This is a genomic window from Sphingomonas sp. AP28 (genome assembly GCF_056680455.1).
In genome coordinates this window covers 1-13803 of sequence record NZ_CM155283.1, presented here as the reverse complement: position 1 = coordinate 13803, position 13803 = coordinate 1, and the positions used below count along the sequence as shown (strand labels likewise).

Sequence of the window (13803 nt, the reverse complement as noted above, 5' to 3'; positions counted from 1 at the left end):
GACACACGCCTCGCGAACCCACAATGCGAACAAGCTGTGTGATGTCCGCGACAGTTGCCCAATTGAACGCGATTAAGAGCAGGCAACGCGTGTTGTTCGGGTACCGGCATTTTATGGATAATCGCGCCTCAGTGGGGGAGCTGCCTGATCCACACGGATTACGCCGAAGGCTGCGCCGCTTTTTCATTCGCGCAACCGACGGAAACGGATCAGCCTGACGTTAAACCGGACGACACAGGTTCAATCGGCATAGGCAACTTCATGATCATGATGGATCGGCGGATCGTAGCGTTAGCGTTGATGGTCGCAGGCGCTCTTCCCACAGCGGCGTGTGCCAAGCAGCCTGGCGGAAATCAGAAGCAATCAACCGTGGCTAGCGATGCTCAGGCTACCAATCCCGCCAGCTCGGGCACTGCGCGGTCATCGAACCAGCGCGATAACGCCAGTGGCTGGAGCCTTCAGCAGTTCCAGCAGCGTCGCGAACGCAAAGTGATGGCAGCGGATACCAGCCACGACGGCCGCGTGAGCCGAGCAGAATTCGTGGCAGCAATGGCGACCGGCAAGGGTGATCCCGCAAAGCGGTTCACGCATCTCGACCGCAACCGCGACGGCTTTGTGGACAGCCCAGAGATTAATACGGCCGCCAGCAAGCGTTTTCGACGGCTAGACGTAAATGGCGACGGTCGGCTGACCCGTGAGGAGCGCAAGGCTGGACCTGGGTCAGCTCCCGGTCGTGGCGCCGGTCCAGCTGACGACGCCGGCGAATGACATCGGGTAAGGAACCATGCCGGTAAGGTGCGCCCAATTTGGACAACCCCGATCCCGATGTAGCGCTGCTGTCGCGCCTCTCACGCGGCGATCCGACAGCGGCGCGCTTGCTCGTCACGGGCAAGCTCCCGCGCATCGTCGGCTTGGCGAACCGCATGCTGCGCGATACCGCGGAAGCGGAGGACGTCGCCCAGGAGGCATTCGTCCGTGTCTGGCGGCAAGCTGGCAGCTGGCAGCCAGAGCGTGCGCGGTTCGATACCTGGCTGCACACGGTCGTCCTCAATCTGTGCCGCGATCGACTGCGTCGTCGGCGCGAGATCACGAGCGATGCGGTCATCGACCTTGCCGACCCTGCGCCCGATGCCGAGGCTACGCTTGTCACGGCAGAACGCGACGGGGCGGTCGCAGCTGCGATCACCGCGCTCCCAGAACGTCAACGAGAGGCCATATTGCTCGTTCATTATCAGGATCTGACGGGCGCGGCCGCAGCCGAGGCGCTGGGGGTCAGCGTCGAGGCGCTGGAATCCCTGCTGGCGCGCGGTCGACGGACCTTGCGCGCACAACTCTCGCGGAAAGGAGCGAACGATGACATCTGAGTCTTTCAGCCTCACGCGTTTCCAGGCGCTGGCGGATGCTTACGGCGGTGTGATCGCACGGTGGCCGGGTGACGAGAAGGATGACGCGCTGCTCTTGTCCAGAACGCCGCAGGGGAGAGCTATCCTTGCCGACGCACTGAACCTCGACGAGGCACTCGACGGCTGGCGGGTACCGGTCCCGAGTAAAATACTCGCGGCCCGCGTCCTTGCGGGTGCGCCCAAAACCTCGATCGCGCGATCAGTCAAAATCTGGTGGACTGCGATCGGGATGACCGTGGCTCTGTCAGGCGCCACGGCCGGCATCGCGGCTACGACGATCCTTACACCCGCAAGTCAGGCAGACAGCATGACGGTCTTCGGCGACCTTCCGACCGGGAGTGACAGCAATGGGTAGGATGCGCGTTCTTGTTGTAGCCTCGCTGCTGCTCAACCTGTTCCTTGCAGGGGCACTCATCGGCGGAACGGTCTGGCTGAAGGGTGGTCACCGCATGATCGCCGCGGGCGCGCTGCGCGTGATCGGCTCGGAACTGCCAAGCGAAGAGCGCCGTGCGTTCCGTACCAACCTGCGTCAGGCACGTGCGTCAGTACGACCGCTCATCGTCGACAGCAACGCCGCAAAGGCGGAGGCAGCAAGACTGCTAGGCGAGCCAGTACCGAATGCGGTCGCGATCAAGGCGTCGCTTGCGCAGGCTCGCGCCAACGACGCCCGGGTTCGTGCGATCGTCGAAGATCGCGCCGTGGATTTTGCCGCCACGCTCCCGCAGGCGGACCGCCAGAGCATTGCGAATGCGTTGACCAGCAGAATACGCAAGCGGGATCGCTGACGCCCATGGCGACGCCGGCGTCGCGACGGATTTACGGTGACGCGCCGTTCAACGGGCAACGAACCGAACAGAAGGTCACGCTCCATTGAGAACAATCCTGATAACGCGTCTGATGACGACTGCCGCCCTTCTCTGCGTCGCAGCCTGCGGTAGCGGGGGTGGTGCTACTTCGGCGCCTATTGCCGTTGTCCCGGGCGCAACGCCGACCCCGACGCCAGCACCTTCACCCACGCCAACGCCCGCTCCCACGCCGGTGGCAGCGCAGGCGGTCGGCGTGTCCGGGCTTCACCTCACCCTCAACGGCCAAGCCTGGATGCCGCGAAGCGTCGTGATCCGTGGCTTTGTAGCCACGCCGGCATATCTGCAGGCCAATCTGCCTGGAACGTACACGGGGACCGTGAACTACGGGGCGGCCGAACTGGCCGCAGCGACGGCGTTCGGCGCCGACACGCTTCGCTTCCAGGTCAGTCAGCCGTCGCTCGATCCGCAATCGCCACTCTACGACGCCGCCTATACCGCCAGCGTCACCGCCGCGATCAAGCAGGCACGCGCTGCCGGGTTCGTTGTCATGATCTCGATGCAAGACGAGACCAATAGCGGCGAGACAGGGTTCAACCCTTTTGCCACCGCCGAGACGGTGCGCGACTGGGACGCGCTCAACGCGACCTTCGGTACAGATCGTGGCGTGCTCTACGAGCTCTATAACGAGCCGCGACCGTCCAAGAGCGCCGCGAACTGGGTGCTATGGGCCAATGGCGGCACCAACGCTGCCGGCGCGAGCGATCCCGTCGCGGTCGGCATGCAGCCGCTGCTCGACCATCTGCGTGCAGCCGGCAGCCAGAATGTCATGGTCCTCGACGGGCTGGGGATCGGTCGCACGCTCGACGGGGTGCCGACGATCAACGATCCGCTCGGCCGTGTCGTCTACGCGGTCCACCCCTATCAACGCGGTAGCGACGACGAGAGCAAATGGGATGTGGATTTTGGTATTCCGAGCGCCAAAATGCCGGTTTGGGCCGATGAATGGTCCGCCGGGTTCGGCGCCGATATCGGCCTTGGCAACCTGACTAGCTATCAGGTTGCGGTCGACCTGCTGAACTACCTGCGCGAGCATGCGATTCCGCTGGGCGGCGGTGCGTTCGACGTGCCGGGGGTGATGACACAGAGGGTGCCGGGATGGGCGCCGACGACCTATGATGGATCGACGCCGGCCAATCCGATGGGTAATTCGGGGCAGCTGGTCCACACGCTGTTCACGACGAATTACGGTCGTCCGCTCACCGCAGCGGACGGGAGGTGACGTAGAGCCGGGGCACCGCTGGTGCCCCGGCCAATGATTCACTCAGCGGTAACGCCAACCGCCATGCCAGCGGGAACGGTGCCCCCAATACCGCCCGCCATGCCAATAGCCGCGGCCGGGGTAGAACACCCCGATTACAGGACCACGCCGCCCGTACCCAGGCCCGCGATTGGGAATACAGCGCCCATAGCCGCCGCGGTGGAAGCCCCGCCCGCATCCCTGGGCAGCGTCGGCGGTAGATACAACACCGAGCGTTGTTGTGGCGGCCAGAGCCGCCAGAATAAGCATCTTCATGATGACCTCTCATTTGCTTACGCATCCGGATCTGAGCCGGACTATCGTTCAACGTTACCGGCAGCGGTTTCCGTCGCAGCTCGTTTCGCCCGCGCGACCAAGTTACCGCTTGGCATGTCTCGAGCACAGCGAAAGCCGATATGCCCGGTACTGCTCTCAGGGGTGCTGCTGCTACGGGCGGCGACGCGGTAGCGATTGCAATAGGAGGGGTGGCACAGATGCGAGCCGCCCCGCAGCACCCGACGCTCGCCACTGGCGGGACCGTGTGGATTGTCCCGCGATGCAAAGACATGATGCGCTGGATCGAACCAGTCGGCGCACCAGTCCCAGACGTTGCCGGCCATGCCGTACACGCTGTAGCCGTTGGCCGGGAACTCAAGCACCGGCCCCGTGCCGGGCGGTGGGGAACCGGCTCGTCGATTTGGGAACGGTCCATCCCAGATCCGACAGCGCGGATCGCCGTCGGGCATGAATGCATTGCCCCAGGGATAGAGCTGTTGGTCGAGCCCCCCGCGTGCCGCGCACTCCCATTCCGCCTCGGTCGGCAGGCGCTTGCCGGCCCAGCCGGCATAGGCCAGTGCATCGTGCCACGATACATGGACGACCGGCTGATCGCCTTGGTCGCCGATGTCGCTCTTGGGGCCAGATGGGTGACGCCAGTCAGCACCCTCGACTGCCGCCCACCAGGGCGCCTGCTCTACGACCGGATCGCTAGATTGCAATTCACCTACGAACACGAAGGACCAGCCCAGATGTTCGGCATCGGTGACATGGCCGGTCGCCTCCACGAAGCGCGCAAAGGATGCGTTGGTCACGGCGGTCGCGTCGATCAGGAAGGACCGAAGGCGCACGGCACGAACCGGCCCCTCCCCATCCTCGGGGAACCCAAGCGGATCGTCCGAACCCATCCGGAACACGCCGCCCGGGATCTCGACCATCGGGTCAGCCGAGGTGGAACACACCCCGACATGCAGCGGACGCAAGCGCGGTGGCTGGCTTGGGTGATCGGGAGAACAACAGCCCATCAGCACTCAGGTCGGGAAGTCGGTGATGCGTGTGACCGCATCTGCCAGCGGAAAGGGATCGCCGGCCGATATCAACCATGCCCCGATCTGCTTGTCGAAACCCGTCATCATCGCCTGGTGCGCCGGGTCACGGACCAGATTCTTCATCTGGAACGGGTCGGCGACGTTGTCGTAAAGGCACCAACGACCGCTCTCGGCAACAGCGTAGGTATGGGTGTCGGTCCGCAAACCACGATAGGTCGGCTGGTTGATGAACTGGTGGCCCGATCGCGTCTCCCGTCCCTCGCGTACGGTGCTGTCTGACGCCGTCCCTCCCGCATCGCCGTCCTCACCGTTTGCCTCCAAACCATCGGCTGCAGGCGGCAGCTGGTTCATCAGGAACACGGCTTGCGACGCCTCGACACTGCCACCGCGCATCACGGCTGACATGTCACGCCCGGCGCAGTGACGCGGGACTGGTAGGCCAGCCAACGCGCATAAGGTGGGGTAGATGTCGATGGCAGCGAACAGCATGTCGGACGTGCGGCCTTTGGGCGTCACCCCAGGGTAGCGGATGAAGAACGGGACCCGACAGGACTCCTCGAAGGGCACCTGCTTTGCCATACGGCCCTGCGAGCCCATCATATCGCCGTGGTCGGAGGTGTAGACGACGATCGTGTCTTCCGCCTGACCACTGGCCTCCAACGCGGCGAGCAGCCGCCCGAACTCCGCATCGACGCCGCTGATCGCACCATAATAGCCCTGCATTGCCGCACGCAGCGGCTCGGCGCCAGTCAGTGGTCGCGCTTCACCGGCCGCGGACTTTCCTTGCAGGGGGAACGAGACGTTGGGTCGCAGCTTGAGCTGGTCGGGAGGGTAACGTTCAGCATCCTGCGCGGGTGGGTTGTAAGGCGGGTGCGGCGGATTCCACGACACCATCAACATCCACGGCTTGGTCGCGCCGTGCTGTCGCTCGATGAGGGTGATCGCCTGATCGGTCATCGTCGTACAGTTCCAGCCGTCAGGCTGGGTCCGGGCGCCTGTATCGGGATCGTAAGTCCACGAGCGGTAGTGCGCGTTGGTCCGCGCCCAGACATGCCAGTCTTCAAACCCCTGGCGATCGGGACCGGCAGGTATGAACGCGTTCCCGCGACCCTGCAGATGCCACTTGCCGACATAACCGGTGTGGTAGCCGGCACCGCGAAACACGCGGCCGAGCGAGATCTCGTTCGACGGCAGCGCGACGTTGTTGCGGGTCAGACCCGTCTGATACGGCCAGCGGCCACTCATCAGGATACCACGATACGGTGTGCAAAGCGGATAGTTAGAGACGCACCGATCCATCGAGAAATTCGCATGACGGAACGCGTCGAGGTTCGGGGCCGCGGCCTGGTTGAAAGGCTCGCCTGGCAATGACGCGGCGCGGTGCTGATCGCTGAAAACATAGAGGAGATTGGGCCGTCGTCGCGCGCTCGCAGCACGCACGCCGGTTGAAGAGATCGCTGCGACTGCAGCCGTCGCCTGAACGAAATCACGACGGTTCATCAGGGCCTCTCCACAGCATAACGGAAGGCCGGGGCGGCAGGGGCCGCCCCGGCTGTGGCTCAGTAACCGCGGCGGTTGTGCTTGCTGTTGTAGATATGCGCGCTGGCCCGGTTCTGACGGTTCTCAAGGCGAGCACGCTGGTTGCCGTTCAGGTGGCCGTCGTTGTTCGCGCGCATACGCGCTTCGGTGGCATTGATACGACCCTGCTGGCGCTCGTCGCGAACGGCCTCACCGGCAGTCAGGCGCCCGCTGGCAACGCCCTGATTGATGCGCGCCTGTTGACGGCCCTGACGCTGGTTGACGCTCTGCGCATCTGCGGCCCCGGCGAGCACCAACGCTGCCGTGAGGGCAGCGGTAAAACGTAGCTTCGACATCTCATTCTCCTTGTTACTGCTCTTTCAACGCGGGCATCGAACGATTCCGTCGCGGGAAATATTTGAAAGTTAAGGCTCGCAGTTTTTCCGATTGCGACCCGCGATCGAGATGGCCGGACGAAGGTGAAGAAACGTGAAGGCTGCTACCTCGTAAGAGTGCGGCTTTCTGGCGATGTGTACCGATGGTTGCATCAGCGCGCGCAGCCGACACGTCACTACGTTCGTTGCATCCGTTCGGGCATACTTCATGGCCCTGCATTGAGGGAGCAACACGATGTCGGATCTCAGCCTACACGACCTGTCAAAGAAAATGGCGAAGCTGGATTTCACGATGATGGCCACTCGTTCACTCAACGGCACCCTGACAGCCCGCCCGATGAGCAACAACGGCGATGTCGAATATCAAGGTGATAGCTACTTCTTCGCATACCAAAACTCGCGGAAGATCACCGATCTGCGCGCTGATCCGCATGTCACGCTCAGCTATACCGGTGCAGTCGGTATGCTCGGCGGTCCCCCGCTGTTTGTAACTTTCGAAGGCGCAGCTGCGCTGATCGATGACAAAGCCGCGTTTGCCGATCACTGGACCAAGGATCTCGATCGATACTTTCCCGAGGGGATTGACACACCCGGCATCGTGATGATCCGTGTTGACGCAAAGGCGATCCGCTATTGGGATGGTAGCAACGAGGGCGAGATCACAGTCTGAGTAAGGCACTAGAGCCCGTACCGGACAGGACTTCCGCGGCGCGGAAGTCCTGAGTTTCGAGCGTCTAAAACAGCCTTTCTTTGACGTCGTCATAGCCACCGCACCCCCGCTACCCAGGTGGCCTATCAGTAACGATCGTCTTTGCCGCGCAAGCCGCGCCCCTCAAAACGATCGGTTACGATGTGGATTGCGAGCTGGTATGCCAAGCGCATGACCGCACCTGCCCGCGCCGCACGGAGTCTGATCCTTCGCTCCCAGGACCCGCTCAATGCGGAGACTGCCCCTCACCAGCTGATCGCGTCGTTCCTGACGCCGCAGGCGCATTTCTACATTCGCAGTCATGGTCCGACCCCGGAGCTGGCCGATGATCACTGCGTATTGCTGAACGGCCTTGTTGACCGACCGCGCTCATTCGCGATGGCCGAACTTCAGGCTGCATTCCCGGCCCGAACAGTCACGGCGACGATGCAGTGCGCCGGCAATCGCAGAGCCCACCTGCAGAGCGTCAGAAAAACGTCGGGCGATCCCTGGGACGTAGGCGCGATCGGCAACGCGGAATGGACCGGCGTGGCACTCCGCGACATTCTCGCCGCAGCCCGGGTTCAGGTGGGTGCTTCGTTCATCGGCACCACTGGCGCGGATGACGTTAACGTCGATGGTGAGACGGCCCCGTTCGGCGCCTCGATCCCTCTTGCCAAGGCCCGCGAATCCGACGTGTTGATCGCCTGGGCCATGAACGGTGAACCGCTTGCGCCCGAGCATGGCGCACCGCTGCGCCTAATCGTGCCGGGCTATGCGGGGGTTCGAAGCGTCAAATGGCTAACCCGGATCGAGGTAAGGGATCGCCCCTCTGATGCCCCAATCCAAGCCAAGGATTACAAACTGTTCCCCTCGTCGGTGACGAAGGAGGAAGCAGATTGGGATCAGGGTCTGACCATCAACGAAATGCCGCTCAATGCTGCAATCTGCTCGCCAGAGGACGGTGCGCGTATCGCTTCGGGTGCCTGCTCGATCGAGGGCTATGCCGTCGCGTTCGGGCGAGCCGTTTCCCGCGTCGAGATTTCCATCAATGGCGGAGATGACTGGCGGCAGGCCGAGTTGACCATCAAACCGGACGCGCCCTGGAGTTGGACGCAGTGGCGTGTCATGGTCGATCTGTCACCCGGCCTTCACGTCCTGGTCGTGCGCGCCGTCGACGGGGCAGGGCAGATGCAGCCCGAACGCCCCGAGGCGATCTGGAACTTCGCGGGCTACCTTTCGACGTCCTGGCACCGCATCGCCATAACTGCTGACTGATGCCCCGCTTGGAGAACTCGGATCAAGCACACGCGAAGCTGGCGGAGAGCGCCGGCACGTTGAAGGACAGTGCCGTCCAGCAAGTCGACAGCGCCGATCGCCGCACCGAGCTTGCAGCCGACCGGACGATCCTCGCCGGTGAGCGAACCTACGCGGCCTGGGTGCGAACCGGGCTGGCGGCGCTCGCGTCCGGCATCGGCGCGCGGGCACTGCTCAAGGATGTCGTGTTTCCATGGCTGGGCACGGCTACCGGGACAGTCCTGATCCTGTTCAGCGCTTTCTGCTTCGCGGCCGCAGTATGGCGGGAAATGGGAGCAGGCGCCCCACCGCCGCGACCGGACGTCAAGCGCTTGCCGGTAGCGTTACTCATGGGCGTGAACGGATTTCTGATGCTAGTGTCGTTGGCCGCCCTCGTAGGCATCTGGACGGCCCGCTCGTAGCGCAACACGCCAGCTACCAGCCATGCCCTATACGGGCTGTGAAGCGATCAGTTCCAGCAGCGCATCCGCGGCTTTCGTGCGATATCGCTCTTTGTGACGTAGCCCGTAGAACGCTCGTGGCCCGAACGCGATCGGTGCCGCGTGAAGCGTACCTGCCTTGATCGCAGGGGCCACGACCAGCGACGAGAGAACGGCAACACCGGCACCGGCTTCGACAGCAGTCCGCACGCTCTCGTTGGACGGAAGCACCAACGCCACGTCGAGCATGGAAGGGTCGACGCCAAGTGTCCGTAGATGGCGATCAAGAGTCGAACGGGTGCCTGATCCCTGCTCGCGCTCTACCCAGCGTGCATGACGCAACCAACCCGCATCGACGGTGACCTTTGTGAACGGCACGGAACCGACCAGCACCAGTTGGTCCTCGCCGATCGGCCAGTGCGCCAGTGCTGGGTCGTCGACCTCTCCCTCCACAATGCCGAGGTCGGCCTTACCCTCGTGAACGCGGGTCGCTGCCTGCCCGGTATTGCCGATTGCCAGCTCGATCGACAATGCTGGGTAACGATCACGGAATGAGGCCAGGATCGGCGGCAGCAAATAGGCGGCGATCGTCTGGCTGGCGACGACACGAAGCGTACCGCGCTTAAGCCCGCCCAACTCCTCCAGCATCGTCTCTGCCGCAGTGGCACGCGCAAGAACGCCGCGTGCCTCCGTAAGGAACATCTGCCCGGCTTCGGTCAACGCTATGCCGCGTCCGACACGGTGGAAAAGCTTGACAGCGTGACGTGCCTCCAAAGCTGCAATGGCGGCCGAAGCGGCCGATTGCGTGACGTGGAGGGCACGGGCAGCCTCGGTCATATGTTCACGCTCGGCGACACCGACGAAGATGCGAAGTTGTTCGAGTGTCATGCAACAGACGCTACCCTAATCAATCGCGAAGTGCGATTGGAATAAGCAGAACGATGCGTTGGATCGAACGATTGATACGCCATATTTGAGGTGCCGGAAGGATACCCCTTGGCTACTCTCGCATCTCACGCAACTACACCGGCATGTCGCGCTGACCGCACCCATCACGGCGTGTTGCCGGGCGTCACGCTCTGCACGATTGTGACCGCCGCGGCCTATGCCCTGGAAGCAGGGGAGCGGGCGATTGTCGGCAAGGCATGGCTGGAGGAGCTAGTGCTCGCCATCCTGATCGGCACGGCTGTGCGCAGCCTGTGGATCCCCGACGCGAAATGGCATGCCGGCATCACCTTCAGTGCCAAATATCTGCTGGAGATCGCGGTCGTGCTACTCGGCGCATCGGTCAGCGCGGCCAGTATTCTGGCGGCCGGTCCTGCTCTTCTGATCGGCATTGCTGGAGTGGTGGCGAGCGCCATCCTGCTCAGTTTTGGTATCGGCCGGCTGCTCGGCCTCCCGACGCGCATGGCGCTGCTGATCGCGTGCGGCAATTCGATCTGCGGCAACTCAGCCATTGCCGCGGTCGCGCCCGTGATCGGTGCCGACAGCGACGATGTCGCCGCCTCGATCGCGTTCACTGCCGTGCTCGGCGTGGTGGTGGTACTTGGCCTCCCAATACTTGGGATCATGATGTGCATGAACGGCCTCGCCTATGGCGCGCTTGCCGGGCTTACCGTCTATGCAGTGCCGCAGGTCATCGCAGCGGCGTCCCCGCTAGGCGCGATTGCCGTGCAAACAGGCACGCTGGTGAAGCTCATGCGCGTGCTGATGCTTGGGCCGGTCTGCCTTGTCCTGTCGCTGGTAGCACCACGACTTGCCCCTAAGTCAATACCAGAGGGCGAGCTTGCCGCCGGTCAGGCGACGATACAGCCGGGCATCGCCCACCTCGTGCCATGGTTTATCATCGGCTTCCTCGCCTTAGTCGCCTGCCGCTCGTTGGGCTTGGTTCCAACCGTCGCCATCGCGCCAATTAGTCATATCGCGACGTTGCTAACGGTGGTGTCCATGGCAGCACTTGGCCTCGGGGTGGATGTGCGCGTCGTGGCTAAAGCAGGTGGGCGTGTAACGGCTGCGGTGGTTCTGTCGCTGCTCAGCTTGGGAGCGATCAGCTTGGCTTTGCTTGCCGTGCTTCATCTCGCGTAATCTCCGACTATCCGCAAGTCGCCTGAGCGTACGTATTCTGACTCTGTTGCCTTCCCAGGCGAACACGACTCTGGCCGAACGAACGCCACATCGGGCAGACGCAGGCATTCATTTGACGTTGGCGAATATGCGCAACGCAGCTGCTGAGCAATATAGGCACCCTTTGACACTTGCTCAGGACAGGTCGTCGAACAGTTGCGTCCTCAACGGATAACTGCCGGTTTGGTAAAGAAGATCAATCATCCTCACGGGGCTTTCCAGCGTCCGTGCGTTTGACGAACTCGATCACGAGAGGGTTAGCCATGGATCAGAAGAGTGCGCCGTTGGCCGATGCGCTGGCGGCAATCGAGAAGAGGCCGGTCATCGGCTTCGGAGCACCGGGCCACAACCAAGGCTCGGCTATTCCCGGCGGCATGAAAGCACTGCTGGGCAAGCGGGTCTTCGAAGCTGACGTGCTCACGCCGAAGGGTCTCGACGATCGTACCGAAGGAAAACTCGCGCTTCAACGGGCGCACGAGATCGCGGCGGAGGCCTGGAATGCCGACTTCTGCCGGTTCGTGACCGGCGGATCCACGCAGAGCCTTCACACCGTGATGGCGTCCGTCGCCGGGCCGGGTGACACCATCCTGATCGCCGCAAACGCCCACAAAGCCGAGCGCACCTACGCGCTGGCGACAGGGCTCGATGCCGTCGTCGTCTCCGTACAGACCGACGAGGCATGGGACATCGAGCACGGCGTCGAGCCGCAGGCGCTTAGCGCCGTCCTGGCGGCGCACCCGACCGCCAAGGCGTTCATCGTCGTCAGCCCGACCTATTACGGCGTGACGAGCGATATAGCGGCGCTCGCCACCGTCTGTCACGATCACGGCATTCCCCTGATCGTCGATGCCGCCTGGGGTGGTGCATTCGCATTCTGTGAAGGACTGCCGGACGATCCGCTGACCAAGGGGGCGGATGTCGCCGTCTACAGCGCCCACAAGACGATGGGAGCCCTCGCGCAGGGGTCGGTAATCGTTGCCAAGGGCGACCTAATCGATCGCCAGCGCCTGTGGATGGCCTATGAGCTTTTCGAGACCACCAGCCCGTCGGTGCCGATCCTTGCCACGCTCGACGCGACGCGGCGCGATCACGCGCTAAACGGTGAGCAGATGTGGGCCGGCGTCATCGCCTTGGCACAAAAGGTCCGCAAGACGATTGCCGGTATCGCGCCGTTACGCGTGTTCGGTCTCGACGATTTGCCGGCAGGCACCGATCTGGACGTTACGAAGGTGCTGATAAACGTCTCGGCGCTTGGCGTATCGGGGTATGCCATCGACGACTGGCTCTACAAGCATCACCGGGTCAGCATGGGACTGTCCGACGCCCGGCATATCCTGGCCGTCCTATCGCTGGGCACAACCAGGTCCGATCTCCGCAAGCTCGTCCGGGGCTTGCAGGATCTCGTAAAGCAGCTCAGTTCCGATCCCTCCATCCTGCCGGCAATCTCGCCTGTGCCCGGGATCGGCACCCTGTCCGTCGACATGACGATGCCCGGGCCTACGGCACTCTACGGCCCAGCCGAGATGGTGGCCTACGAGGCGGCTGCGGGACGAGTCGCGGCCGAAATGATCGCGCCCGCGCCACCTGGCGTCCCTCGGCTGGTGCCGGGCCAGCGCATCACTGCTGCGCACGTCGCATGGCTTGTCGCGAACCGTGATGCCGGGGCTTTCGTGATGGATCCGGTCGACCCGACCGAAGCGACCGTGAGGGTGGTGCAGAGCTGAAGCAACCGAAGCGACCCGCCAAATCTTACAGCAGCTGCAATTAGGTGGATACGTAATGCAGGCTCATACCGACGAACACTGGATGCAAATGGCGATAGACGTCGCGCGCTCCAAAGGATCCGGTCCCTCAACCTCGCCGCTTGGATGCGTCATCGTGCTAGACGGGAAGGTGATTGCGGCCGAACGCAATCAGACCAAGGAGTTGCCTGACGCAACCGCTCATGCCGAGATGATGGCGATCCGTCGGGCTTGTGAGCAGACCGAAGAACTGGAGCTACGGGGGGCGACACTATACTCGACGCTGCAGCCGTGCGGCATGTGCACGATGGCGTCGATCTGGTCGAAGGTTGGCCGCGTCGTCTACGGTGCGGGTCGCAGCGATGTCCATCCCATGTATTTCGAGGCCGAGCACGTTGATACGCTCGGTTTTATCGGCGACGCCTATCGGGACGATATCAAGATTGAGGGCGGCTCCCGTCGCGAAGCCTGCGCGGAACTCTATTACGGTCCTGAGTATGAACTGAGCGAGGAAGAACAGGCCAACCTATGAGCATGCAGCAGGCCATCAACGACGAACTGTCGACGGCTACCAAGCAAAGGTGAGAAAGCCGCCCTCCCCCGCGCATTTGCGACGATCCAGTTTCGGACATCCGCGTGATGTTTAAGACTCTCTAACTTCAGCCGATGATTTTCGTTCGCAGCTGCGGTCACGTCGGATGCAGTCCCCCTGCCCGACGGCCGGTGAGATATCTCAAATAGTCATGAATTTCCGGTATAGCTGGGTTCG

The 13803-nt window shown here is 63.1% G+C and carries 16 protein-coding genes; 11 read left to right on the top strand and 5 right to left on the bottom strand.

The genetic code is table 11. The features are described from left to right. Positions 1-369: 369 nt before the first annotated feature. The 5 genes from AC1MH0_RS00080 (at position 370) to AC1MH0_RS00060 (ending at position 3488) form a co-directional block, all read left to right on the top strand. Positions 370-768, top strand: coding sequence for an EF-hand domain-containing protein (locus AC1MH0_RS00080; RefSeq protein WP_480964126.1), 399 nt, complete (start codon positions 370-372; stop codon positions 766-768). Positions 769-806: 38 nt separating this feature from the next. Beyond that, positions 807-1364, top strand: a complete 558-nt coding sequence (locus AC1MH0_RS00075) for an RNA polymerase sigma factor (RefSeq protein ID WP_480964125.1) — start codon at positions 807-809, stop codon at positions 1362-1364. Further along, positions 1354-1758 (top strand): hypothetical protein, encoded by a 405-nt coding sequence (locus AC1MH0_RS00070; protein WP_480964124.1) that lies wholly within the window; start codon positions 1354-1356, stop codon positions 1756-1758. The genes AC1MH0_RS00075 and AC1MH0_RS00070 overlap by 11 nt, the downstream gene beginning before the upstream one ends. After that, positions 1751-2188 carry a periplasmic heavy metal sensor gene (locus AC1MH0_RS00065; protein ID WP_480964123.1) on the top strand — a complete coding sequence of 146 codons (438 nt, stop codon included), beginning with the start codon at positions 1751-1753 and terminating at the stop codon, positions 2186-2188. The genes AC1MH0_RS00070 and AC1MH0_RS00065 overlap by 8 nt, the downstream gene beginning before the upstream one ends. Positions 2189-2462: 274 nt before the next feature. Next, on the top strand, positions 2463-3488 hold the full coding sequence (locus AC1MH0_RS00060) for a cellulase family glycosylhydrolase (protein WP_480964122.1): 1026 nt from the start codon (positions 2463-2465) through the stop codon (positions 3486-3488). Between the two features lie 42 nt (positions 3489-3530). On the opposite strand, the gene AC1MH0_RS00055 is transcribed toward AC1MH0_RS00060, so the two are convergent. The 4 genes from AC1MH0_RS00055 to AC1MH0_RS00040 all read right to left on the bottom strand — a co-directional run bounded on the left by AC1MH0_RS00055 (position 3531) and on the right by AC1MH0_RS00040 (position 6705). After that, the gene (locus tag AC1MH0_RS00055; RefSeq protein ID WP_480964121.1) at positions 3531-3782 is read right to left on the bottom strand and encodes a GCG_CRPN prefix-to-repeats domain-containing protein; all 252 of its coding nucleotides are present in this window, start codon (positions 3780-3782) and stop codon (positions 3531-3533) included. Between the two features lie 41 nt (positions 3783-3823). Then, a complete protein-coding gene (locus tag AC1MH0_RS00050) occupies positions 3824-4720 on the bottom strand; it encodes a formylglycine-generating enzyme family protein (protein WP_480964120.1) in 897 nt (298 codons plus the stop codon). 93 nt (positions 4721-4813) lie between these two features. After that, positions 4814-6331, bottom strand: coding sequence for a sulfatase family protein (locus tag AC1MH0_RS00045; RefSeq protein WP_480964119.1), 1518 nt, complete (start codon positions 6329-6331; stop codon positions 4814-4816). A gap of 59 nt (positions 6332-6390) precedes the next feature. Continuing rightward, entirely contained in the window at positions 6391-6705 is a 315-nt protein-coding gene (locus tag AC1MH0_RS00040) for a hypothetical protein (RefSeq protein ID WP_480964118.1), read from the bottom strand. A 274-nt stretch (positions 6706-6979) separates the two neighbouring features. On the opposite strand from AC1MH0_RS00040, the gene AC1MH0_RS00035 reads away from it, so the two are divergent. From AC1MH0_RS00035 to AC1MH0_RS00025, 3 genes are all read left to right on the top strand, one after another. Continuing rightward, on the top strand, positions 6980-7414 hold the full coding sequence (locus AC1MH0_RS00035) for a pyridoxamine 5'-phosphate oxidase family protein (RefSeq protein ID WP_480964117.1): 435 nt from the start codon (positions 6980-6982) through the stop codon (positions 7412-7414). Between the two features lie 210 nt (positions 7415-7624). Beyond that, the gene (locus tag AC1MH0_RS00030) at positions 7625-8710 is read left to right on the top strand and encodes a sulfite oxidase (RefSeq protein ID WP_480964116.1); all 1086 of its coding nucleotides are present in this window, start codon (positions 7625-7627) and stop codon (positions 8708-8710) included. Further along, the gene (locus AC1MH0_RS00025) at positions 8710-9150 is read left to right on the top strand and encodes a YidH family protein (protein ID WP_480964115.1); all 441 of its coding nucleotides are present in this window, start codon (positions 8710-8712) and stop codon (positions 9148-9150) included. Before AC1MH0_RS00030 ends, AC1MH0_RS00025 begins: the two co-directional genes overlap by 1 nt. Positions 9151-9177: 27 nt before the next feature. Here the strand turns inward: AC1MH0_RS00025 and AC1MH0_RS00020 are convergent, their stop codons facing one another. Further along, a complete protein-coding gene (locus AC1MH0_RS00020) occupies positions 9178-10056 on the bottom strand; it encodes a LysR substrate-binding domain-containing protein (protein ID WP_480964114.1) in 879 nt (292 codons plus the stop codon). Positions 10057-10164: 108 nt separating this feature from the next. Between AC1MH0_RS00020 and AC1MH0_RS00015 the strand changes: the two genes are divergently transcribed. The 3 genes from AC1MH0_RS00015 to AC1MH0_RS00005 all read left to right on the top strand — a co-directional run bounded on the left by AC1MH0_RS00015 (position 10165) and on the right by AC1MH0_RS00005 (position 13566). Next, a complete protein-coding gene (locus AC1MH0_RS00015; protein WP_480964113.1) occupies positions 10165-11253 on the top strand; it encodes a YeiH family protein in 1089 nt (362 codons plus the stop codon). Between the two features lie 302 nt (positions 11254-11555). Beyond that, positions 11556-13016: an aminotransferase class I/II-fold pyridoxal phosphate-dependent enzyme gene (locus tag AC1MH0_RS00010; protein WP_480964112.1), complete on the top strand. Its 1461-nt coding sequence runs from the start codon at positions 11556-11558 to the stop codon at positions 13014-13016. A gap of 55 nt (positions 13017-13071) precedes the next feature. Beyond that, on the top strand, positions 13072-13566 hold the full coding sequence (locus tag AC1MH0_RS00005; RefSeq protein WP_480964111.1) for a nucleoside deaminase: 495 nt from the start codon (positions 13072-13074) through the stop codon (positions 13564-13566). Positions 13567-13803: the final 237 nt, after the last annotated feature.